This is a genomic window from Emticicia sp. TH156 (assembly GCF_002855535.1).
Taxonomy (GTDB): domain Bacteria; phylum Bacteroidota; class Bacteroidia; order Cytophagales; family Spirosomataceae; genus Emticicia; species Emticicia fluvialis.
This window is the reverse complement of record NZ_PKRS01000006.1, coordinates 276,810-294,775: the sequence shown is the minus strand read 5'-3', so window position 1 is coordinate 294,775 and position 17,966 is coordinate 276,810. Positions and strand designations below refer to the sequence as shown.

Below are 17,966 nucleotides of genomic sequence, written 5' to 3'. Positions count from 1 at the left end.
TCAGCCTGTTGAAACCAACTTTTCTGTAAAACCGTTTCTTGTTCGTTGGTTTTACAAACACTATCAAGATATATATATGAATAAAATTGCAGGACAAGTCATCATGGCTGTCGTTTTTGTGTTGATTGACCTCTACGTATGGCAGGCTGTCAGGTTATTGATGCGGTCAACAAGTGAAATGACCCAGAAGGTAATCGGAATCGGATATTGGGGTCTAACCATCTTTTCAATTGCAGGGTTGTTTGTGGTTTTTAACTATACGCCGGCTACTGCGCCGGTAAGGGCAAGTTTCCGCACTTTTCTGATGGCCGGGATATTCATTTTTTATATTTCTAAGATATTCTCGGTGCTGGTATTGTTTATTGATGACATCATCCGTTTACTTAAGTGGGTTGTTTCGTTTTTTCAAAGTTCACCTCCGCAACCGGCCACTGTTGCACAGAACCTGGAACCTGTGGCAACGGGTATCAGTCGTTCAGATTTTCTGGCCAAGTCGGCCTTGGCTCTGGGTGGTTTGCACATGGGAGGTATGACCTGGGGGATTCTTTCAGGAGCGCATGACTATCATGTAAGAAAAGTAACTCTTAACCTGAAAAACCTGCCAAAGCAGTTTGACGGTATGCGGATAGCGCAGTTGTCTGACATTCACTCTGGCAGTTTTTTTAATAAAACGGCAGTAAAAGGCGGGGTGGAGATGCTGATTAAAGAAAAGCCGGATATGTTTTTTTTCACCGGCGACCTGGTGAATAACATTGCGCCGGAGGTAAGAGATTATATTGAGATTTTTTCAAAAATAAAGGCTCCACTCGGAACATTCTCTACTCTGGGTAACCATGATTACGGTGATTATACACAATGGGTTTCGGCAGAGAAAAAACGCCAGAACCTGAATGACCTGATTGAGGCCCATAAAACTATGGGCTGGGATATTTTACTTGACGAACACAGAGAAGTGAAGGTTGATGGTGAAAAGCTGGCTGTTCTGGGTATTCAGAACTGGGGCGCGGGTGGTTTCTCTAAGTATGGTAATCTTGAAAAGGCGCACGCGGGTACGCAGGAGTATCCGGTGAAATTATTGTTATCGCATGACCCAAGCCATTGGAGAGGCCAGGTGCTGCCTCAATATAAAGATATAGACGTGGCCTTTGCCGGACACACACATGGTATGCAATATGGGGTAGAGTTGGGTAGTTTTAAGTGGTCGCCGGTGCAGTTGCGCTACAAAGAATGGGCAGGTTTGTATGAAGAGAACGACCAGAAGCTGTATGTAAACCGTGGTTTTGGTTACATCGGTTATCCGGGGCGTGTGGGTATTTATCCTGAAATTACTATTTTCGAATTGAAATCAGCATAAATCAAAAGGGCGGATATCCAGTCAGATATTCGCCCTTCGTTTTAATACCGGATGGGTTATATCAGTAGGTCCCACTTATAGAGGCCGGCTCTGCTTAATAAATATCGAAGAGATACCCACAAAACACCCAGGCCATATTTAGAGCTTCTTACAAAATTGATAGAAGAGGCTTCTTCAAAGTATTTGGTAGGGCAGGTAACCTCAGCTATTTCAAAATCTTTCCAGAATATCTGCGCAATCATTTCATTGTCGAAAATAAAATCATCGTCGCATTTTCTGAAAGGTACAGTTTCAAGCACTTGCCTTGAGAATGCCCGGTAACCGGTATGGTATTCAGATAGTTTCTGGTTAATCAGCAGATTCTGTGTAAAGGTAAGAAATCTATTGGCAATGTATTTATAGAGGGGCATGCCGCCTTTCAATGCGCCTTTGCCCAGTATTCTTGAGCCGAAAACAACCGGATAGAGTTCTTCTCCGATGATACTTACCATGGCTCGTATTAACTTGGGGGTATATTGGTAGTCGGGGTGAACCATCACCACAATATCAGCCCCTATTTCAAGGGCTTTGGTGTAGCAGGTTTTCTGGTTTCCGCCGTAGCCTTTGTTTATGTCATGGCGTATTACGTGGTTGATGCCTAGTTTTCTTGCAACCTCAGACGTATCATCGGGGCTGTAGTCGTCTACTAAAATTACTTCATCGACAATATCGAAGGGAATTTCCCGGTACGTACGTTCAAGTGTTTGAGAGGCCCGGTAAGCGGGCATAACCACCACTACTTTTTTATTATTATACATATTAATTATTCGAGTTTTCGGTGCAAATTTGCATCCGATTTCCGGCAAATTGCCGTATTATTACATTTTGGTGCAAAATAGGGCATGATTCTTTTGATTTCCAAGAATAAATTAGTGAAGCACCTATTAAATACAGGCAATAAGAATGCCAGAAACTATTGAATAACACACGGAAGTAGATTTCGTTTTACACATTTATACTATGACATTATCTAGTGAGACAATATTTTTTATTGGCTTTGCCATTTTTGTTGCATTTGTGATGGCTCTTGATTTGGGGGCTTTCAGCAAATCTAAAAGCCATGTTGTGAGTTTTAAAGAGGCAGGTATCTGGAGCGCCGTTTGGGTGTCTCTGGCCATAGCGTTTTTCTTTTTTCTTCGCCAGTACGGGTATTTGATTCATGATATCAGTGATGAGAGCCATTTACAGCATGTAAAGTCGCTTTATTACGATTCTTTAAAGCTACCGCCTAATTTTGATGCCGCCCTGCGTACTTTCCAGAATAGTATGGCTATTGATTACCTGACGGGTTATCTGACAGAGTACTCACTTTCGGTTGATAATATATTTGTTTTTATACTGATTTTCAACTCGTTTGGGGTTGATAAAAAGTTCTATAAAAAGGTTTTGGTATGGGGTATTCTTGGCTCTATTGTTTTGCGTTTTATTTTCATTTTTATCGGGGCTGCGCTTATACAGGAGTTTGAGTGGATTTTATTTATTTTCGGCGCTTTTCTGATTTACACGGGTATAAATATTCTGCGTAACAAGGAAGAAGATGAACAAATAGACCCGGCGCATCACCCTATTGTGAAGTTTGCTTCCAAATATTTTAATGTGTATAAGCGTAATGTAATTGACCATTTTCTGGTGTATCACCGCCGTTATAAAAAATGGTATATTACGCCTTTATTTCTGGTAATGCTGGTTATTGCTGGTACCGACGTGGTTTTTGCTGTTGACTCTATTCCTGCTATTTTCTCGATAACTAAAGACCCGTACATTGTATTCTTTTCCAATGTGTTTGCTATTATGGGGCTCCGCTCTATGTTTTTCTTCCTGGCCAGTATTATGGGCCTTTTCCGGTTCTTAAAATTTGGTCTGGGTATACTACTTACATTCATTGGTGTGAAGATGCTGTTGCACCACCAACTGTCTGCCGTAGGATTCACCAACGTGCATTCTTTGTTGGTAATTGTGGGAATTCTGGTGGTGAGTATTGGGGCCAGTGTGGTGTTTCCGGAGAAAAAAAGTAGCGCGGAGTGATACTCTGCGTGAATGTTCCTCGGAGTGATACTCCGGGAGTTCCGTACTGAGGTGTTTTGCCTCAAAGTTTGCTGTGATAATGAAAACCCATTATAGAAGAAATTTGCCTCATATTCTTCCTCCAGACGAAAGGTTGTTTATAACTTTCCGTCTGGCCAATTCTTTGCCGAAAGAAATAATTAAGAAACTAATGGCCGAGAGAGAACTGGCAGAGGCACAGGTTAGAAAAATAGTTGCTGATGAAACAATAAGGAAGGTTGAACTATATAAAATTCAGAAGCGATACTTTGCCAGGTTCGACAGCTATTTGCATCAAAGTCTGAATGGAGTAAAATGGCTTGGGGTTGACTCCATAGCAGAAATATTAGCAGAAGCACTACATTTCAGAAACACCAAATATTACCAGTTGCATGCCTTTTGCATAATGCCCAACCATGTGCATGTGTTGCTGACTGCCACAATTCATCAGGAAGGATTTTTCAGGGTTTTGCAATCATTGAAAAGCCATACAGCACGCAAATCAAACGAATTACTGGATTTGACCGGCAATGCTTTCTGGGCACCAGAAAGTTATGACCACGTAGTGCGCAACGATGAAGAGTTTGTTCGCGTTGTGGACTATATTGTTCAGAATCCGGTTAAGGCAGGGCTGGTCAATAACTGGCAGGCATGGAGGTTTACCTATTTGTCAGATGCTGTTAAGGGCTGGTACTTGTAGTAGCTCGGAGTGGCACTCCGAGGAACTGTAACGCGGAGTATCACTCCACGTTACGGCTCCAGATTCTTTCAAATTTCCACCCTTTAGCCCGCAAACTTATAGGCAAGTAAGCATGCGCCTCTTTAGGCGAAATGCTTTCGAAATACAAATCATCGTCTGTCAGAATTAACGATTCATATCTGCCAGCGTCTTTTACTGTAACATCAGCAAAGGGCAGCTCCAGGTAAAATCCGTGGTTCTCCTGAACCAGCTGATGCTTCAGCAACCAACGCGTGTTCAGCTTTTCGGTAGAAAAAGGCTCAGGCGAGTATTTACCCTCCGATACCTCCAATGCGTATTCCAGATATTTCTTCAATAGTTTCGGGCCATTGTTGGTTGCCTGCTCTACCTGCAACTGATGAGGCAGAATACTACTTACAATATATACCTGTTCTCTGGCGCGGGTAATTGCCACATTCAGTCGGTTTTCTCCTCCCTGCTGGTTCAGGCTGCCAAAGTTCATCAATAGCTTACCTTTCAGATTAGGGGCATATCCTACCGAGAAGATGACAATATCGTACTCATCGCCCTGAATATTCTCAATATTTTTAATCACACCCCAGTCTTCACCCAGTTCGGGGGTAATGGTCTGGTAAATCAAATCAGCCTGTTTGAAGTTGAAAGTAACCACACCAATAGTTTTGGTTGGTAGTTTTTTCTTCAGGTCTGTTACCATTTCAAGCACCCTTTGTGCTTCAATCGGGTTAGTGTTGTTTTCCCAGAAACCATCCAGTTTAATAAAGCTGATGGCAGGTTTATTCTTACTTATCTCGGAATAATGAGGCAATAGTTGAAGCGAGTTCTTATAAAAATGCTGATTCGAGAAGTCAATCAGGTCTAAAGACTGGCTTCGGTAATGGCCTTTGAGCCAGGCCTGAGGCAGATACTGTGCGGCCAGGTCTAGCAGAGAGTCAATTTCCAGTGCAGGTTCGTCTTCGGCGTCTTCATCGTACCTTACCTGATACAGGTCTGTTGGTGGCAATTGCTTGGAGTCGCCGGCAATTACCACCTGCTTACCCCTGTAAATAGCCGGGATACCGTTTTCAGCAAAGCACTGAGAGGCCTCATCAAAAATTACGAGGTCAAATAAAGATTCCTCTGGATTTTGAGCCGACAACGGAAAAATAGCAGACACTGATTCCGGCGAAGCCATCCAGCAGGGTATGAGTTTGAATATTTCTTCCGAATGATTCTCCAGTAATTTCCGTACCGACCATAACTTCCGTTTTTTGGTGGTCTGATGTTGTAAATCCCGGTAGGTAACCACATTTTGAAGACGATTAACCTCAAGGTCCTGATATGTCTGCTCTCGCAGTTTCAGCAGCAATATTTCCTGGCTCAGTTCCTGTTTTTTCAACACACTTTCCTGTAACTCTGCTTCCAGTTGTTCCACCTTAAGCGAGCTTACCCCGCGGAGAATCGGATAAAGATTCTCAATGTGGTTTCTCCAGGCCAGGCGTAAAGCGTTCTGAAAAACAGCTCCTAACTCAGCAATATCTGCCTGTTGACTTTTGTAATTCAATAATCGTTGCACAACTTCCAGTTCTGCAGCCAGAAAAGACTCTTTCAGTTCATCGGCCTCAACCATCAAATCAAAGTGCTGTTTCAGGTAACCCAGTCGCCCTTTCTTTAAGTCGGGCACATCTACCAGTTTTTCTATCTGTGGTACAGAAAGATGTTCATTCCATTGTACAAAATGCCGCTTGGTGTCGGCAATTAATTGTTCCAGCGCATTAAAAGTTCGTAAAAATATAGTCTTCGGATTCTGGAATATATGCGTCGTCTGTCTTAGAATAGTCTCTTCCTGCTGGTATTGGGCATAGGCCTTATTAGCCAGAATGAAATTCTGAAGATATGCCGAGAGGGTATCCCAGCTGTCTTTTTCATCAATCAGAATTTCTTTTTTGCTAAGTTTTTCCTTTATATCTTCAAAGGTAATACGCTGATGAACCTTCTTTCTCAGGTTGCTCAGTCCATCTTCACTAACAGGCAGCCGGTTATTAGCCAAAAGCGCTTCTATGTCTTTTTTATCTTTAGAAAACAGTTTCCAGATAAACCAGTTTAAAGCAGACTGGCTGGCAGCATAAGCTTTTTCTATCTGCGCTTTTCTGAAATTTAAATCGCTGGCCGGAATACTCGGCTCAATACCATCGTTGATAAACAGTTTTTCAAGCGACTGGTAGATTTTTTCTATGTCAAACAGCCGGTTACTTGTAAATTTACCCTGCTGAATGATAGACCTGAAAATTTCTTCAACCTCTTTGTTTTCAAAGTTCTGAATAAATCTATTGAGCATTTGCTCATCAAAATTATTCAGTTCAATAACTGAAAACAGTTGCCCGTGTTTCTGTTGAAAATCTATGATGTCTTCAATCGTTTCTGATATTCTGGGCAGTTCAATAAAATTTTTATTCCGGAACGAATTCCTTAATTGCCAGAAGTCGTAACCTGCTGACGCCTGAAGTTTTGCCTCGTATTTCAAAAAGCGGTTCAGGCGTCCTTCAAAGTCGGCCAGCTCATCAAACCTGAAAGAGCGGTAAAGGTCTTGTATCTCAATGGCAGGCTTGTTGATATTGCTGCTCAGATAAAGTTCTTTTACCGATACTCCACATATCGACTCATCAAAAAGTGCGTCTTTCAGTTCCTGCAATTCTTCCGAAATCTTATCTATCCGCCTGCTGATTTGCGTAAAGTTGCGTTCCAGAAAAATGGCATCCAGCCCTTTGTTCTTTTTCTGAAACTCTTCAACACGCGCTATTTGTCCGGCTATTTTGTCAAAAAGTGTTTTTCTGTCATTTTTAAAATCATGAATCAACGCTACAAAATCTGTCATCAGTATTTTTTGTAGCCGCTGGTACACGGTGTCTAGGGCCACACGTTTCTGGCAAACAACCAACACTTTTTTACCACGGGCTGTAAAATCGGCAATCAGGTTGGCAATCAGCTGAGACTTGCCCGTGCCCGGAGGACCCTGCACTACAACAGAGCCACCTTCTTTTACCTGTTTGATGGCCTCTTCCTGCGAGGCGTCAATGGCAAAAGGTAAAAAGGCTGATTCTTCCTTATACTGGGCCTGCGGGGCAGGCATAGAAGCATGCTCAAAAAATTCTTCAAAGGTATCAAGCTCATAATGCCCCTCTTCGGCGTTTTTTATCAGCTCTTCGTAATCAGGCACAAGGTAAGACCCCGCCTGCGGAAAAATACCCAACACCGCCTGAGGCTGTAGTTTCAGCTCGCCATTTCTTTCAGATTTATCGAGGTCGGCGCGGTTTAACTTTTCAAAATCAATTAGCTGGTTAGTGAACAGTTCCTGATTAAAATTAACCTCAACCGGGCTGTCTTTCAGCATTTCATACAATTGGGTACGAAACGCCAGGCTGTCTTTATCAAAATCCTCAAACGATTTCTCCAGCCATTCGTCGGGTAGCTTTATCTGGTTAAAATGCGAATACGCCAACAGGAAACTCCTGTTCAGGCTTACGGGTTCATCGCGCTGTTCAAGCATCCACTTTTTGCCGTTGTTTTTTAGCGTAACCGGAAAAAACAATAGCGGGCACCTGACAACAGTGCCATCTGAAAGTTTACCTTTTACAAACGGATACCCAATGTATAAATCTTTAGCACCCCGTTCTTCTTCAATGAATGCCTCCGTACGTGCCAGCTTGCGAAGCCGTTGGCTGGCTTCATTTACTTTATCGAAGCGGCTGTCGTGTACATCGCACAAAGGTATCTGCGTTTTTTGTGCAATTAATTGATGGATGTAGTCGAACGATGGCTTGCTGTCAAGAAAATTCAGGATATGCAAATCAATGAACTGTTCCTGAGGTAAACTTAACAATAATAATGACCGATTACGGGATGTAAGATTAGTCAGTCTGCGGAGGTATGTCTTAAGTAATTTCTGCACGGTTCTTTCCTTTCAAAGCTCAAATATGTTAGTTTTTATGGCTGATAATTAAACAATGTTAACCATTCATCAACGTTCAACAAGTGTCAACATTTTTGGCTGGTATAAATTATTTAATCATGTTATGTCGTTAATGTTAAAATTAACTCGGCAATTTAAGCGAAAGTTAAATACTTATGCTTATTTTGGGGCCTCTTTATTTGTAAATATTTACTTTATACTTCTCAAAATTATGTTAAAAAACTACCGGCACTTCCCAATCAGGCATTTGGCTATTACTTTGCTTGTGGGTATTTTCCTGCTGGGTGGAGACGCATTCGCTCAGAAAAAAGGAAAGAGAAAGAAAAAAGGTGAAGTTGCAGCTGCGACCGAAAAACCGGTGATTCCGGACCCCGTAAAAGTTACATCGGTGGAAGGTATCACAGAGTATGTTCTTGGAAATGGCATGCGGGTACTGATGTTCCCGGATCCATCTAAACAAACCATTACCGTTAATATTACCTATCTGGTGGGGTCTCGCCATGAAGGCTATGGCGAAACCGGTATGGCGCACTTGCTTGAACACATGGTGTTTAAGGGTTCAACTAAACATACCAATATTCCGCAGGAACTGACCGACCACGGCGCCCGCCCTAATGGTACCACCTGGCTTGACCGCACCAACTATTTTGAGACCTTCTCGGCCACTGAAGAAAACCTGAAATGGGCGTTGGACCTGGAGTCAGACAGAATGGTTAACTCGTTCATAAAAAAAGAAGATCTTGAAAAAGAGTTTTCTGTTGTTAGAAATGAGTTTGAAATGGGAGAAAACGACCCGGAAAGCGTATTAAGCGAAAGAGTTATAGCAACGGCCTATCTGTGGCATAATTATGGTAATTCAACCATTGGGTCTCGCGAGGATATTGAGCGAGTGCCTATTGAAAACCTACAGGCATTTTATAGAAAATATTATCAGCCGGATAATGCCGTACTATTGGTTGCCGGAAAAATAGACGAGGCTAAAACCCTTAAAATGGTAAACGAATATTTTGGTGTTATACCACGCCCTACACGTGTGCTGCAGCCAACTTATACAGTTGAGCCTGTACAGGATGGCGAGCGCTCGGTTACTTTACGCCGTGTAGGCGATGTGCAGGCTATTGGCGTAGCATACCACATTTGTGGCAACGCGCATCCTGACTACCCCGCACTAGACGTGCTGCAGGGGATACTGACCAGCGAACCAGCCGGTAAAATCTATAAAGCATTGGTTGAAAGCAAAAAAGCATCAGGGCAGTATTCGTACTCATTCACCAATAAAGACCCTACATTCTTGTATTTTGGTGCTTCTGTGCTGAAAGACAAAGATCTGGAAGACGCAAAAAAAACAATGCTGGCAACGTTGGATGCCGTACCAACCATGAGTATCACGAAAGAAGATGTTGACCGTGCGAAGAACGAAATCCTGAAATCGCTTGAATTGACCTTGCGCAACACCGAAAGAGCAGGCTTGCAAATGAGTGAGTATATAGGGGCAGGTGACTGGAGACTCGCCTTTATCTACCGCGATGCCGTTGAAAAAGTAAAACCGGAAGATGTAGCAAGAGTAGCTAAGTTCTACTTTAAGCCATCTAACCGCACCATTGGCTTGTTTATACCTGAAGAAAACCCTGACAGGGTACGTGTGCCGGAAGCACCAAACGTTGATGAGCTTGTGAAAAACTATAAAGGCCGCGCAGTGGTAGCCCAAGGAGAAGCTTTTGATCCGTCGCCGGCTAATATTGAAAGCCGCACAAAGCGCGGTCAGGAGCCTAATGGTCTTGAGTATGCGCTTTTGCAGAAATCAACCCGCGGAAATACGGTAAGAGCAAATATTGTTTTAAGAATGGGCGACGAGCAAAGCCTGCAAAACAAACAGACTATTGCATCTTTTACGGCCTCAATGCTCAATAAAGGCACCAAAACCATGAGCCGCCAGCAAATTAAAGATACCCTTGATAAGCTGAAAGCGCAGGTGTTTATTGGTGGTGGTGGTAACAGTGTGTCGTTAAATATTGAGTCTAACAAAGAAAATCTTCCTAAGGCGCTGGCCATAGTAAACGATATATTGAAAAACCCGGTATTTGATGCCAACGAGTTTGACAAACTGAAGCAGGAAAACATTGCACAGATAGAGGCGCAGAAGAGCGACCCGCAGGGTCTGGCATTTGTGGCATTTCAGCGTACCATGAATCCTTATCCTAAAAGCGATGTGCGCTATGTAGGAACTCTGGACGAGCAACTGGAGAATGTAAAAAATGTAAAACTGGAAGACCTGAAGAAATTCTACAGTGATTTCTACGGTGCCTCAGCCGCTACCGTTTCTGTGGTAGGTGATTTCGATGAGCCAGCCATTAAAAACTTTATCAGCAACTCATTGGGTACATGGAAAAGCCCTACGCCGTTTAAGCGCATTCAGGCTGTGTATCAGGACATCGCTCCTACAAATAACGCCATCAAAACCCCTGATAAAGCCAATGCGCTATTTCTTGCAGGCTTGAACTTGCCGTTACAGGATACCGATGTTGATTATCCGGCGCTTTTGCTGGGCAATTATATGCTAGGTGGTGGCTTCCTGAGTTCTCGTCTGGCTGTAAGAATCCGCCAGAAAGAAGGTATCAGTTATGGTGTGGGTTCTCAGTTGTCTGGTGCGCCGTTCGACAAATCAGGCAATTTTATGACTTACGCCATTTATGCGCCAGAAAACGCCGAAAAACTTGAAAAGGCCTTTTATGAAGAAATGAATAAAGTAGTTACAGAAGGTTTTACTGAAGAAGAGCTGAAGGCCGCCAAAGCAGGCTGGTTGCAAAGTCGTAATGTGTCTCGTGCACAAGACAACGAGCTGTCGAGCCGTTTGAACAGCTATCTTTATTACGACAGAACCCTTGCTTTTGATGCCGATTTTGAGAAAAAAGTTGAGGCTTTAACTGCAGAGCAGATAAATGCAGCTATGAAGAAATTCATTGATCCTAAGAAAATCACGATTGTGAAAGCAGGTGATTTTGATAAAAAAGCAGCTAATGGTACACCTGCACCTGCTCAGGGGGTGTCAGGTAGTAAAAACTGATATTTGTGAAGCGAACTTACGGTTTGCTTAATTAAAAATCTGAATCAACGGAGGCTCTCTATTGCAGGGTCTCCGTTTGTTTTTGCAACTCCCGGTATTCCGCCAGCCCCTTCTCTGTTAGGTAGGGTACAATGAGTGTAAATGCAATATTCAGATACGTAAGCAGTTTGTCTTCTTCTTTGCCTTCATACAAAATCTCGGCGCTTACCAGCCAGAAATCACCAATGATAAAAAGCTGGTTGAAAAAGTTTTCATATTGCCCTGCTATTATTTCGGGTTTTAAGAATCCGGCCTGAATGCCGGCGTCTATCCCAGCCTTAAAAAAAACTCTTCTATTATTGATTAAATCGCGGTGCTTCTGTTTCAGACTGGGGATTCGCCTCATAAGGCTGATGAAATCCTGCATCAGAAATTTATACTTATACAGTTTCTCAAATACAAAAGCGGCAAGTTTGTACAAGGTTTGCAGGTTGACGGCATCTAGTGAGGCAGGCTCATTGAGAACGGCATTCAGTTCATTAATCAATTGCTCATACAGTTTTTCAGCAATGGCATCTGTATTAGGGAAATGATAGCACAGATTGCCGTGGCTCATGCCCAGTTCTTTTGCTATATGCCTCACCGTTACGGCGTCTATGCCCTGTTCATTGAATAACTGAAGTGATGTATGGAGAATGCGTTCTTTGGTGGTCATGAAAAGCAATTTTTCACGAAGTTACAAAATCCTTTCAGCATTAGTGCGTTTGTGCTAATTCAGCAGGATGTTTAGAATATTCAAAGAAATAAGCCAAGGCCCTGAACCAGATACAACTCCATCGGGCTGAATGCTTTAGCCCGATGGAGTTGTATCTGAATCTATTTCTTGAAAATCCTGTAAAGCCGGCCTTCATCGGTAATGGCATATAAGGCGCCGTCAGTACCTTGGGCAATGTCACGGAAACGTTGTTTTTCTGATTCCAGCAATCGTTCTTCACCCGTTACTTTGTTGTTTTCAATTACCAGTCTGGCAATGTGTGTGGCACTCAAGCAAGCCAGAAAAAGGTTGTTTTTCCATTCGGGCATAGCATCGCCGCTATAGAAAGTCATACCACTGGCCGACACGACGGGGTCCCAGTAGTAAACCGGTTGCTCCATCCCTTCTTTCTGTTGAATGGCGTCTCCTATTTTATTGCCGTTATATTCAATACCATAAGTAATAACAGGCCAACCATAATTTTTACCGGGTTTTATGAGGTTTACCTCATCGCCGCCCTTAGGTCCATATTCGTTCTCCCATAATTCGCCTGTAGTTGGGTGCAAAGCAAGGCCCTGTACGTTTCTGTGGCCATAAGTGTATATCTCAGGTTTGTTGTTGGCATCTGAAGCAAACGGATTACCACTCACTGGTTTTCCGTCTTTAGTAATATGTAAGATTTTACCCAGTGCCGAGTTCAATTGTTGCGCCTGCGGGCGGGTTTCCAGGTCAGAACGTTCTCCGGTACTCACAAAAAGGTTGCCGGTTTTGTCAAAAAGAATACGACCGCCATAGTGCTTGTCACCGTCATAGGCGGGTGTGGCTCTGTAAATTGTGGTAGCGCCTTCAATTCTTTTTTCATCGGCCGACAGCTTGCCTTTACCCACAGCTGTCAGATTACCCTTCGTTTGTGGCTCCGAGAAAACCCAATACACCATACGGTTGCTGGCAAAGGCAGGGTCAGGCGTTATTCCCAATAAGCCACCCTGTCCATCAGCATCTACTTTGGGTAGGCCTGTAATAGGCTCACTAAGGGTACCGTTACTGGTAGCTATTCTCAGAGTCCCTTCTTTTTCTGTTATTAACAATCTGCCGTCGGGCAAAACCGCAAGTCCCCAGGGTTTTTTCAGGTCGTTTGTAAGTACTTTACCTTCGTATGCTGTCTGTGTTTTTACGGCGGCAACGCGTGTCTGGCCTGCAAAAGCCGGTTTGTAATTGGTATTGGGGTCTTTGGTTTCAACTGAAGCCGCAGTTGAGATACTGTCGCCATTGGCAGTAGTTTCAGGCGCTTCGGTAGAATTGTTCTTGCATGAAGATAACCCCATCAGACCAAATACCATCATTGTCAGAATTTCGTTTTTCATTGTTGTGCTTTGTTTGTGTGTGATAAATCTGATAATTGTCAAAAACTTATGCCAGTGAAAAGATGACCAGCTGTTTTTAACGTACAATTATAAAGCAGAACCGCTGATCAATTGTAGTGTTTTAAAGCACTAGTTAAAGAGTATCGGAAAATTAAAGTGCCGTTTTAACTACTTTTATGATGTTTTCAAAAAATTTCCTTTAGTGAATTGATACCGCAATTAAATATTTAGTACATTTGTTCTAAATTTTAAATTCTGCTCCCATGACAGCAAATACACATAAATCAAATCTGGTTTTAGTTCGTAATATTTTCATAGCCATTGGCACCGGTGCGTTAATAGCCTACACTAATTTTCATGTTGAAACAGGTTATTATGCCATGAGCGCCATCGCGTTGTCTAGCTTTCTGATTGGTTTTCTGGAACCCCGCCGTGGTTGGATTCTGGCACTGGTTCAAGCAACCGTAGTAATCAGTTTTTATTACCTCAAACCCATCAAACCTGTTAGTGAAGACCTGGCCATGTTTGCCTCTTATGTGGCAGTGGTGATGTCGCTGGTGTTTAGTTTTGTTGCAGGTGGTTTAGGGCGTCTTTTTCAGAAAAAATAGATTCTGTAATTCTTTTGGTATTGAAAGGGCTTCTGATAGCCCTTTTTTTGTGCCTGTTAGTATATATTGATTGACAGGATTAAAATGGCAAACCGGCAATTTGTTTATTATATACTGGTAAAATGTCTCCAGTATGGTTTTTTACGCGCCCCGTAGCTGTTACCATCTGTTTTTTTGTTAAATTACCAATCAGAGTCATATCTTCAAAATTCTATTCTATGCGCTATTTATCCATTATTCTTGTATGGCTGCTTTTTGCATGTGAGCAAAAACCTCAAAAAGCTCTTTCGCCTGAACATCAGAAAGCGCTGGCTTCCCTTACTGTCATGGACGGTTTTAAGGTAGAAATGGTAGCTGCCGAGCCACTGATAGCAGACCCCGTAGCCATGGAAATAGACGAAGACGGCAATATGTATGTGGTTGAAATGCACGGCTACCCGCTTGATCTGAGTAATTCGGGCAAGATAAAGCTACTGAAAGATACAGACAATGACGGGCTGCCTGACACCAGCATTGTTTTTGCAGATAAACTGAAACTGCCCACAGGAATTATGCGCTGGAAGAAAGGTATTCTGGTTACTGATACGCCGGATATCATATATCTGGAAGATACCAATAACGATGGGAAGGCCGATATCCGCAAAGTAGTATTGACGGGCTTTGCGTTATCTAACCCGCAGCATAATCTGAACACACCCCGCTTTGAGCTTGATAACTGGATTTACCTGGGGCACGAAGCCATCGTTACGCCTTTTGTCTATAAAAAGGAATTTGGCGATGAAGGGAAAGATATTTATTTTGCCGATAAGCCAGATGGGCAGCATCTGGGTAAAAACGCTAACGGACGTGCAGTAAGGTTTAATTTAGATAGCTACCAGGTAGAGGAGTTGTCGGGTGAGACACAGTTCGGGCATACCGTAGACGCCTGGGGGCACAGGTTATATACCAGTAATGCCGACCACCTGTTTCATGAAGTGCTGGCTGCACCCTACATGAAAAACAATCCTGATTTGTTGCTTCCGACTGCAACGCATGATATCTCTGACCACGGCAATGCAGCAGAAATATACCCCATCACAGAAAACCCGAATCACCAGTTGCTAACAGATGTAGGGGTTATTACCTCTTCGTGCGGTGTTACCTGGTACCTTGGCGGCGCTTTCGGAGATAAATTTAAAGATGTTACGTTTGTAGGTGAACCAGTTCATAATATGGTGCATGCCGACGTTATCAGGCAGGCGGGAGCCAGTTTTATTGCCAGCCGCTTGAATGAAAAATCAGAGTTTCTGGCCTCAAAAGATGCCTGGTTCAGGCCGGTAAATTTCTATATCGGGCCAGATGGCGCTTTATATGTAATTGACTATTACCGCCAGATTATTGAGCATCCGGAGTGGATGTCTGACGAAATCAATAAATCAGGTGCCTTATATAATGGTACAGACAAAGGCCGTATTTACAGAATTGTACCAGAAAACGGATTGCCAATGGATTGGATGGGTAAGCTGAAACTATCGAAGAAATCAGATGCTGAGCTGGTAAAATTGCTTGAGAACGACAACATCTGGGACCGACGCACTGCACAACGTTTGCTACTACACCGCCAGGCGAAAGGCATAGCCGGTAACCTGAGAGAAATTATAGGCAAAAGCGCACTGCCCGAAGCCAAAGTACATGCACTTTGGTTGTTGGATGGGCTGAAAACTGTAGACGTTCAGGATATTATCCAGACTTTCCGCGATGATGAAGCAGGCGTGCGTGAGAATGGTATCAGAGTAGCTGAAAACTACATGAGCCGGAATCCGGCAGGGGCAAACACTGAAAAACTAAAGAAAGAATTGATTGCCTTGCAGAACGATGGCAACAATAAAGTGAGGTTTCAGTTATTGAATACCCTGGGTTTTGTAAAAACGCCTGTTTCAGAGCAAGCCCGGCTTGCCATTCTGAAACGCGATTTTCATGATAAATGGGTCGGGGTGGCGTGTATAGCATCTTTTGCGGGTAAAGAAAACCAGGTTTTTGACTTTGCAGTAAAAGAACTGGCTGCTGAGAAATCAAATGAAACAGCCGAGTTTTTCTCTAATCTGGGGGCAACCATTGCCAATAGTGGTAATAAAGAGGTATTTACGGCGGTGTTTGCCAGAGTAAGCACAAGTAATGGCAATAGCAATGCCGATTGGTGGAAAGCTGCAACCCTTAGCGGTATATCTAAATTATGGCACTATAAGGGCATAACGGTGCCTTTGGCAGATGCACAGAAAGAACAGTTACTGACTGCTTTTTCTGCTCAAAGTACAGCAGAATACAGAAAAGCCTGCCTCGATTTGCTGGAAGCAACAGGGTTGCCCAGGTCAGCAGAGGTAACTGCTAAAATAAAAGAGGCCGGATTAATACTGAGCGATAAAAAACAGGATGAAAAACTGCGAGCCGATGCCGTTGAGCTATTGTCTATTGCCAACGCAAGCGCTTACAAAAATGAGTTTCTACAATTACTTAACCGCAAAGAGCCTGAACTGGTGCAGGTAACTGTTCTGAATACCCTAAGCAAAATAGGAGATAAGTCTACTTTTGATTTTCTGCTGAAAGAATTCAAGACGTTCTCGGCGCCTATTCAGCAAAAAGTGGTTGAATTACTGATGGCTAAGCCTGAACGGATTCCGTTATTGCTTTCAGCTTTAGAAACCAAGAGAATCGACAAGGCTGCCATAGGCTGGCGGCAGATGGTTGATCTGATGAATTATGAAGAAACCAATATACGCGCCTTTGCCCGTAAGGTGCTTGCTGTAAATGAAGACCGGAAAGCAGTATTACAGAACTACCTGAAGGCGCTGGATACAAAAGGCGACAAAACCAACGGCAAACTGGTTTTTGAAAAAAACTGCGCTACGTGCCATCAGATTGAAGGCGTAAACGGTGTAAACTTCGGGCCGAACCTTTCTACCTTGAGAAGCCGTAATGCTACTTCAATCATTACAGAAATTATCAACCCGAATAACTCCATTGCCGATAAGTATGATTTCTGGACACTGACCTTCAAGAATAATAATACCATGGCCGGCCTGATATTGCAGGAAAACGCCAATGTGCTAACCCTGCGGGAAGTAGGCGGCAAAGAAAGTGTGATTCAGAAAAAAGACATAGCCAAAATGGTGAAGTCAGAAACTTCTATAATGCCTAACGGCCTTGAGAATGCTATCAGCATTAAAGAAATGGCAGATTTGATAGCCTTTATTCAAAACAAATAAGAGAGGCTTCAACCTCTCTTATTTGCTCTTTCCAAAATTATTTTATCAGGCATAAGGGTTATTTACATGGGTATTTTTACCTGTCCCTTTCTGATGAAAATGCCTTACGGTATCTACCGCGCCTTCTTTCAGCAGGGTTGTATCGTTGGCGGCGGTTACAAATCTGAAACCCATTTCAGACATCCGCACGGCTACTTCAGGTGAAGGACACTGAATGCCCGCAACCAGATTATTTTTTGCGCAGGCATTTAGCACTTTTTCAAAGGCTTTCAGCAGCTCTGCATCATCAAAGTCGCCCTGTTTGGGGCGTCTCATGGCAATGCTCAAATCCCAGGGGCCTATATACAGCCCTGTCATGGTTGGTGTTTTGGCAATGTCTTCCACGTTTTTCAAACCTTCGGCCGTTTCAATCATGCTCATAGTTACTATTTCCTCTGTCGATTGCTCAAAATAGCCGTCTCCTCCATACACACTAGCCCTCACCGGCCCAAAACTTCTGTAACCATTGGGTATGTACCTGCAGGCGCCTACAAAACTTTCAGATTCCTCGCGGGTGTTTATCATAGGGCATATTACACCATAAGCGCCCATGTCGAGCATTTTCATGTGCGTAGCCGGGTCGTTCCATTGCACTCTCACCAGCGGAACCGTATCTGTGGTTGAAATAGCCTGAAGCATAGTCAGTATGGTCATGTGGTCGCTTGCCAACCCGTGCTGGGCATCAATAGTCATGGCATCAAAGCCCGAATGCGCTACTACTTCTGCTGTCCACGACGAAGGTATCGTTACCCAGGCATTAACAACGGTCTTGTCTTCTTTCCAGAGTTGTTTTAGTCGGTTAGGTCTCATAGG

At 43.3% G+C, this 17,966-nt stretch carries 11 protein-coding genes; 6 read left to right on the top strand and 5 right to left on the bottom strand.

Annotation, left to right across the window (positions count from 1 at the left end; translation table 11 throughout):
- The first annotated feature begins 76 nt into the window (after window positions 1-76).
- The gene (locus C0V77_RS13280) at window positions 77-1,354 is read left to right on the top strand and encodes a metallophosphoesterase (protein ID WP_101726824.1); all 1,278 of its coding nucleotides are present in this window, start codon (window positions 77-79) and stop codon (window positions 1,352-1,354) included.
- A gap of 56 nt (window positions 1,355-1,410) precedes the next feature.
- Here C0V77_RS13280 and C0V77_RS13275 read toward each other — a convergent pair whose 3' ends face one another.
- Entirely contained in the window at window positions 1,411-2,151 is a 741-nt protein-coding gene (locus C0V77_RS13275) for a glycosyltransferase family 2 protein (RefSeq protein ID WP_101726823.1), read from the bottom strand.
- A 202-nt stretch (window positions 2,152-2,353) separates the two neighbouring features.
- On the opposite strand from C0V77_RS13275, the gene C0V77_RS13270 reads away from it, so the two are divergent.
- Both C0V77_RS13270 and C0V77_RS13265 read left to right on the top strand, forming a co-directional pair.
- Entirely contained in the window at window positions 2,354-3,418 is a 1,065-nt protein-coding gene (locus C0V77_RS13270) for a TerC/Alx family metal homeostasis membrane protein (protein WP_101726822.1), read from the top strand.
- Window positions 3,419-3,497: 79 nt separating this feature from the next.
- Window positions 3,498-4,136 carry an REP-associated tyrosine transposase gene (locus tag C0V77_RS13265; protein WP_101726821.1) on the top strand — a complete coding sequence of 213 codons (639 nt, stop codon included), beginning with the start codon at window positions 3,498-3,500 and terminating at the stop codon, window positions 4,134-4,136.
- Between the two features lie 40 nt (window positions 4,137-4,176).
- Here C0V77_RS13265 and C0V77_RS13260 read toward each other — a convergent pair whose 3' ends face one another.
- Complete coding sequence (locus C0V77_RS13260; RefSeq protein ID WP_101726820.1) at window positions 4,177-8,082, bottom strand: AAA domain-containing protein; 3,906 nt, start codon at window positions 8,080-8,082, stop codon at window positions 4,177-4,179.
- Between the two features lie 232 nt (window positions 8,083-8,314).
- On the opposite strand from C0V77_RS13260, the gene C0V77_RS13255 reads away from it, so the two are divergent.
- Window positions 8,315-11,167 (top strand): pitrilysin family protein, encoded by a 2,853-nt coding sequence (locus C0V77_RS13255; protein ID WP_101726896.1) that lies wholly within the window; start codon window positions 8,315-8,317, stop codon window positions 11,165-11,167.
- Between the two features lie 58 nt (window positions 11,168-11,225).
- Here the strand turns inward: C0V77_RS13255 and C0V77_RS13250 are convergent, their stop codons facing one another.
- Both C0V77_RS13250 and C0V77_RS13245 read right to left on the bottom strand, forming a co-directional pair.
- Window positions 11,226-11,861, bottom strand: a complete 636-nt coding sequence (locus tag C0V77_RS13250; RefSeq protein WP_101726819.1) for a TetR/AcrR family transcriptional regulator — start codon at window positions 11,859-11,861, stop codon at window positions 11,226-11,228.
- A 161-nt stretch (window positions 11,862-12,022) separates the two neighbouring features.
- Window positions 12,023-13,264 (bottom strand): PQQ-dependent sugar dehydrogenase, encoded by a 1,242-nt coding sequence (locus C0V77_RS13245; protein WP_101726818.1) that lies wholly within the window; start codon window positions 13,262-13,264, stop codon window positions 12,023-12,025.
- A gap of 263 nt (window positions 13,265-13,527) precedes the next feature.
- On the opposite strand from C0V77_RS13245, the gene C0V77_RS13240 reads away from it, so the two are divergent.
- Together C0V77_RS13240 and C0V77_RS13235 are read left to right on the top strand one after the other, a co-directional pair.
- Window positions 13,528-13,872: a hypothetical protein gene (locus C0V77_RS13240; RefSeq protein WP_101726817.1), complete on the top strand. Its 345-nt coding sequence runs from the start codon at window positions 13,528-13,530 to the stop codon at window positions 13,870-13,872.
- Window positions 13,873-14,090: 218 nt separating this feature from the next.
- Entirely contained in the window at window positions 14,091-17,114 is a 3,024-nt protein-coding gene (locus C0V77_RS13235) for a PVC-type heme-binding CxxCH protein (protein ID WP_158237957.1), read from the top strand.
- 45 nt (window positions 17,115-17,159) lie between these two features.
- Here C0V77_RS13235 and C0V77_RS13230 read toward each other — a convergent pair whose 3' ends face one another.
- Window positions 17,160-17,963, bottom strand: a complete 804-nt coding sequence (locus C0V77_RS13230; protein ID WP_101726815.1) for an HpcH/HpaI aldolase/citrate lyase family protein — start codon at window positions 17,961-17,963, stop codon at window positions 17,160-17,162.
- Window positions 17,964-17,966: the final 3 nt, after the last annotated feature.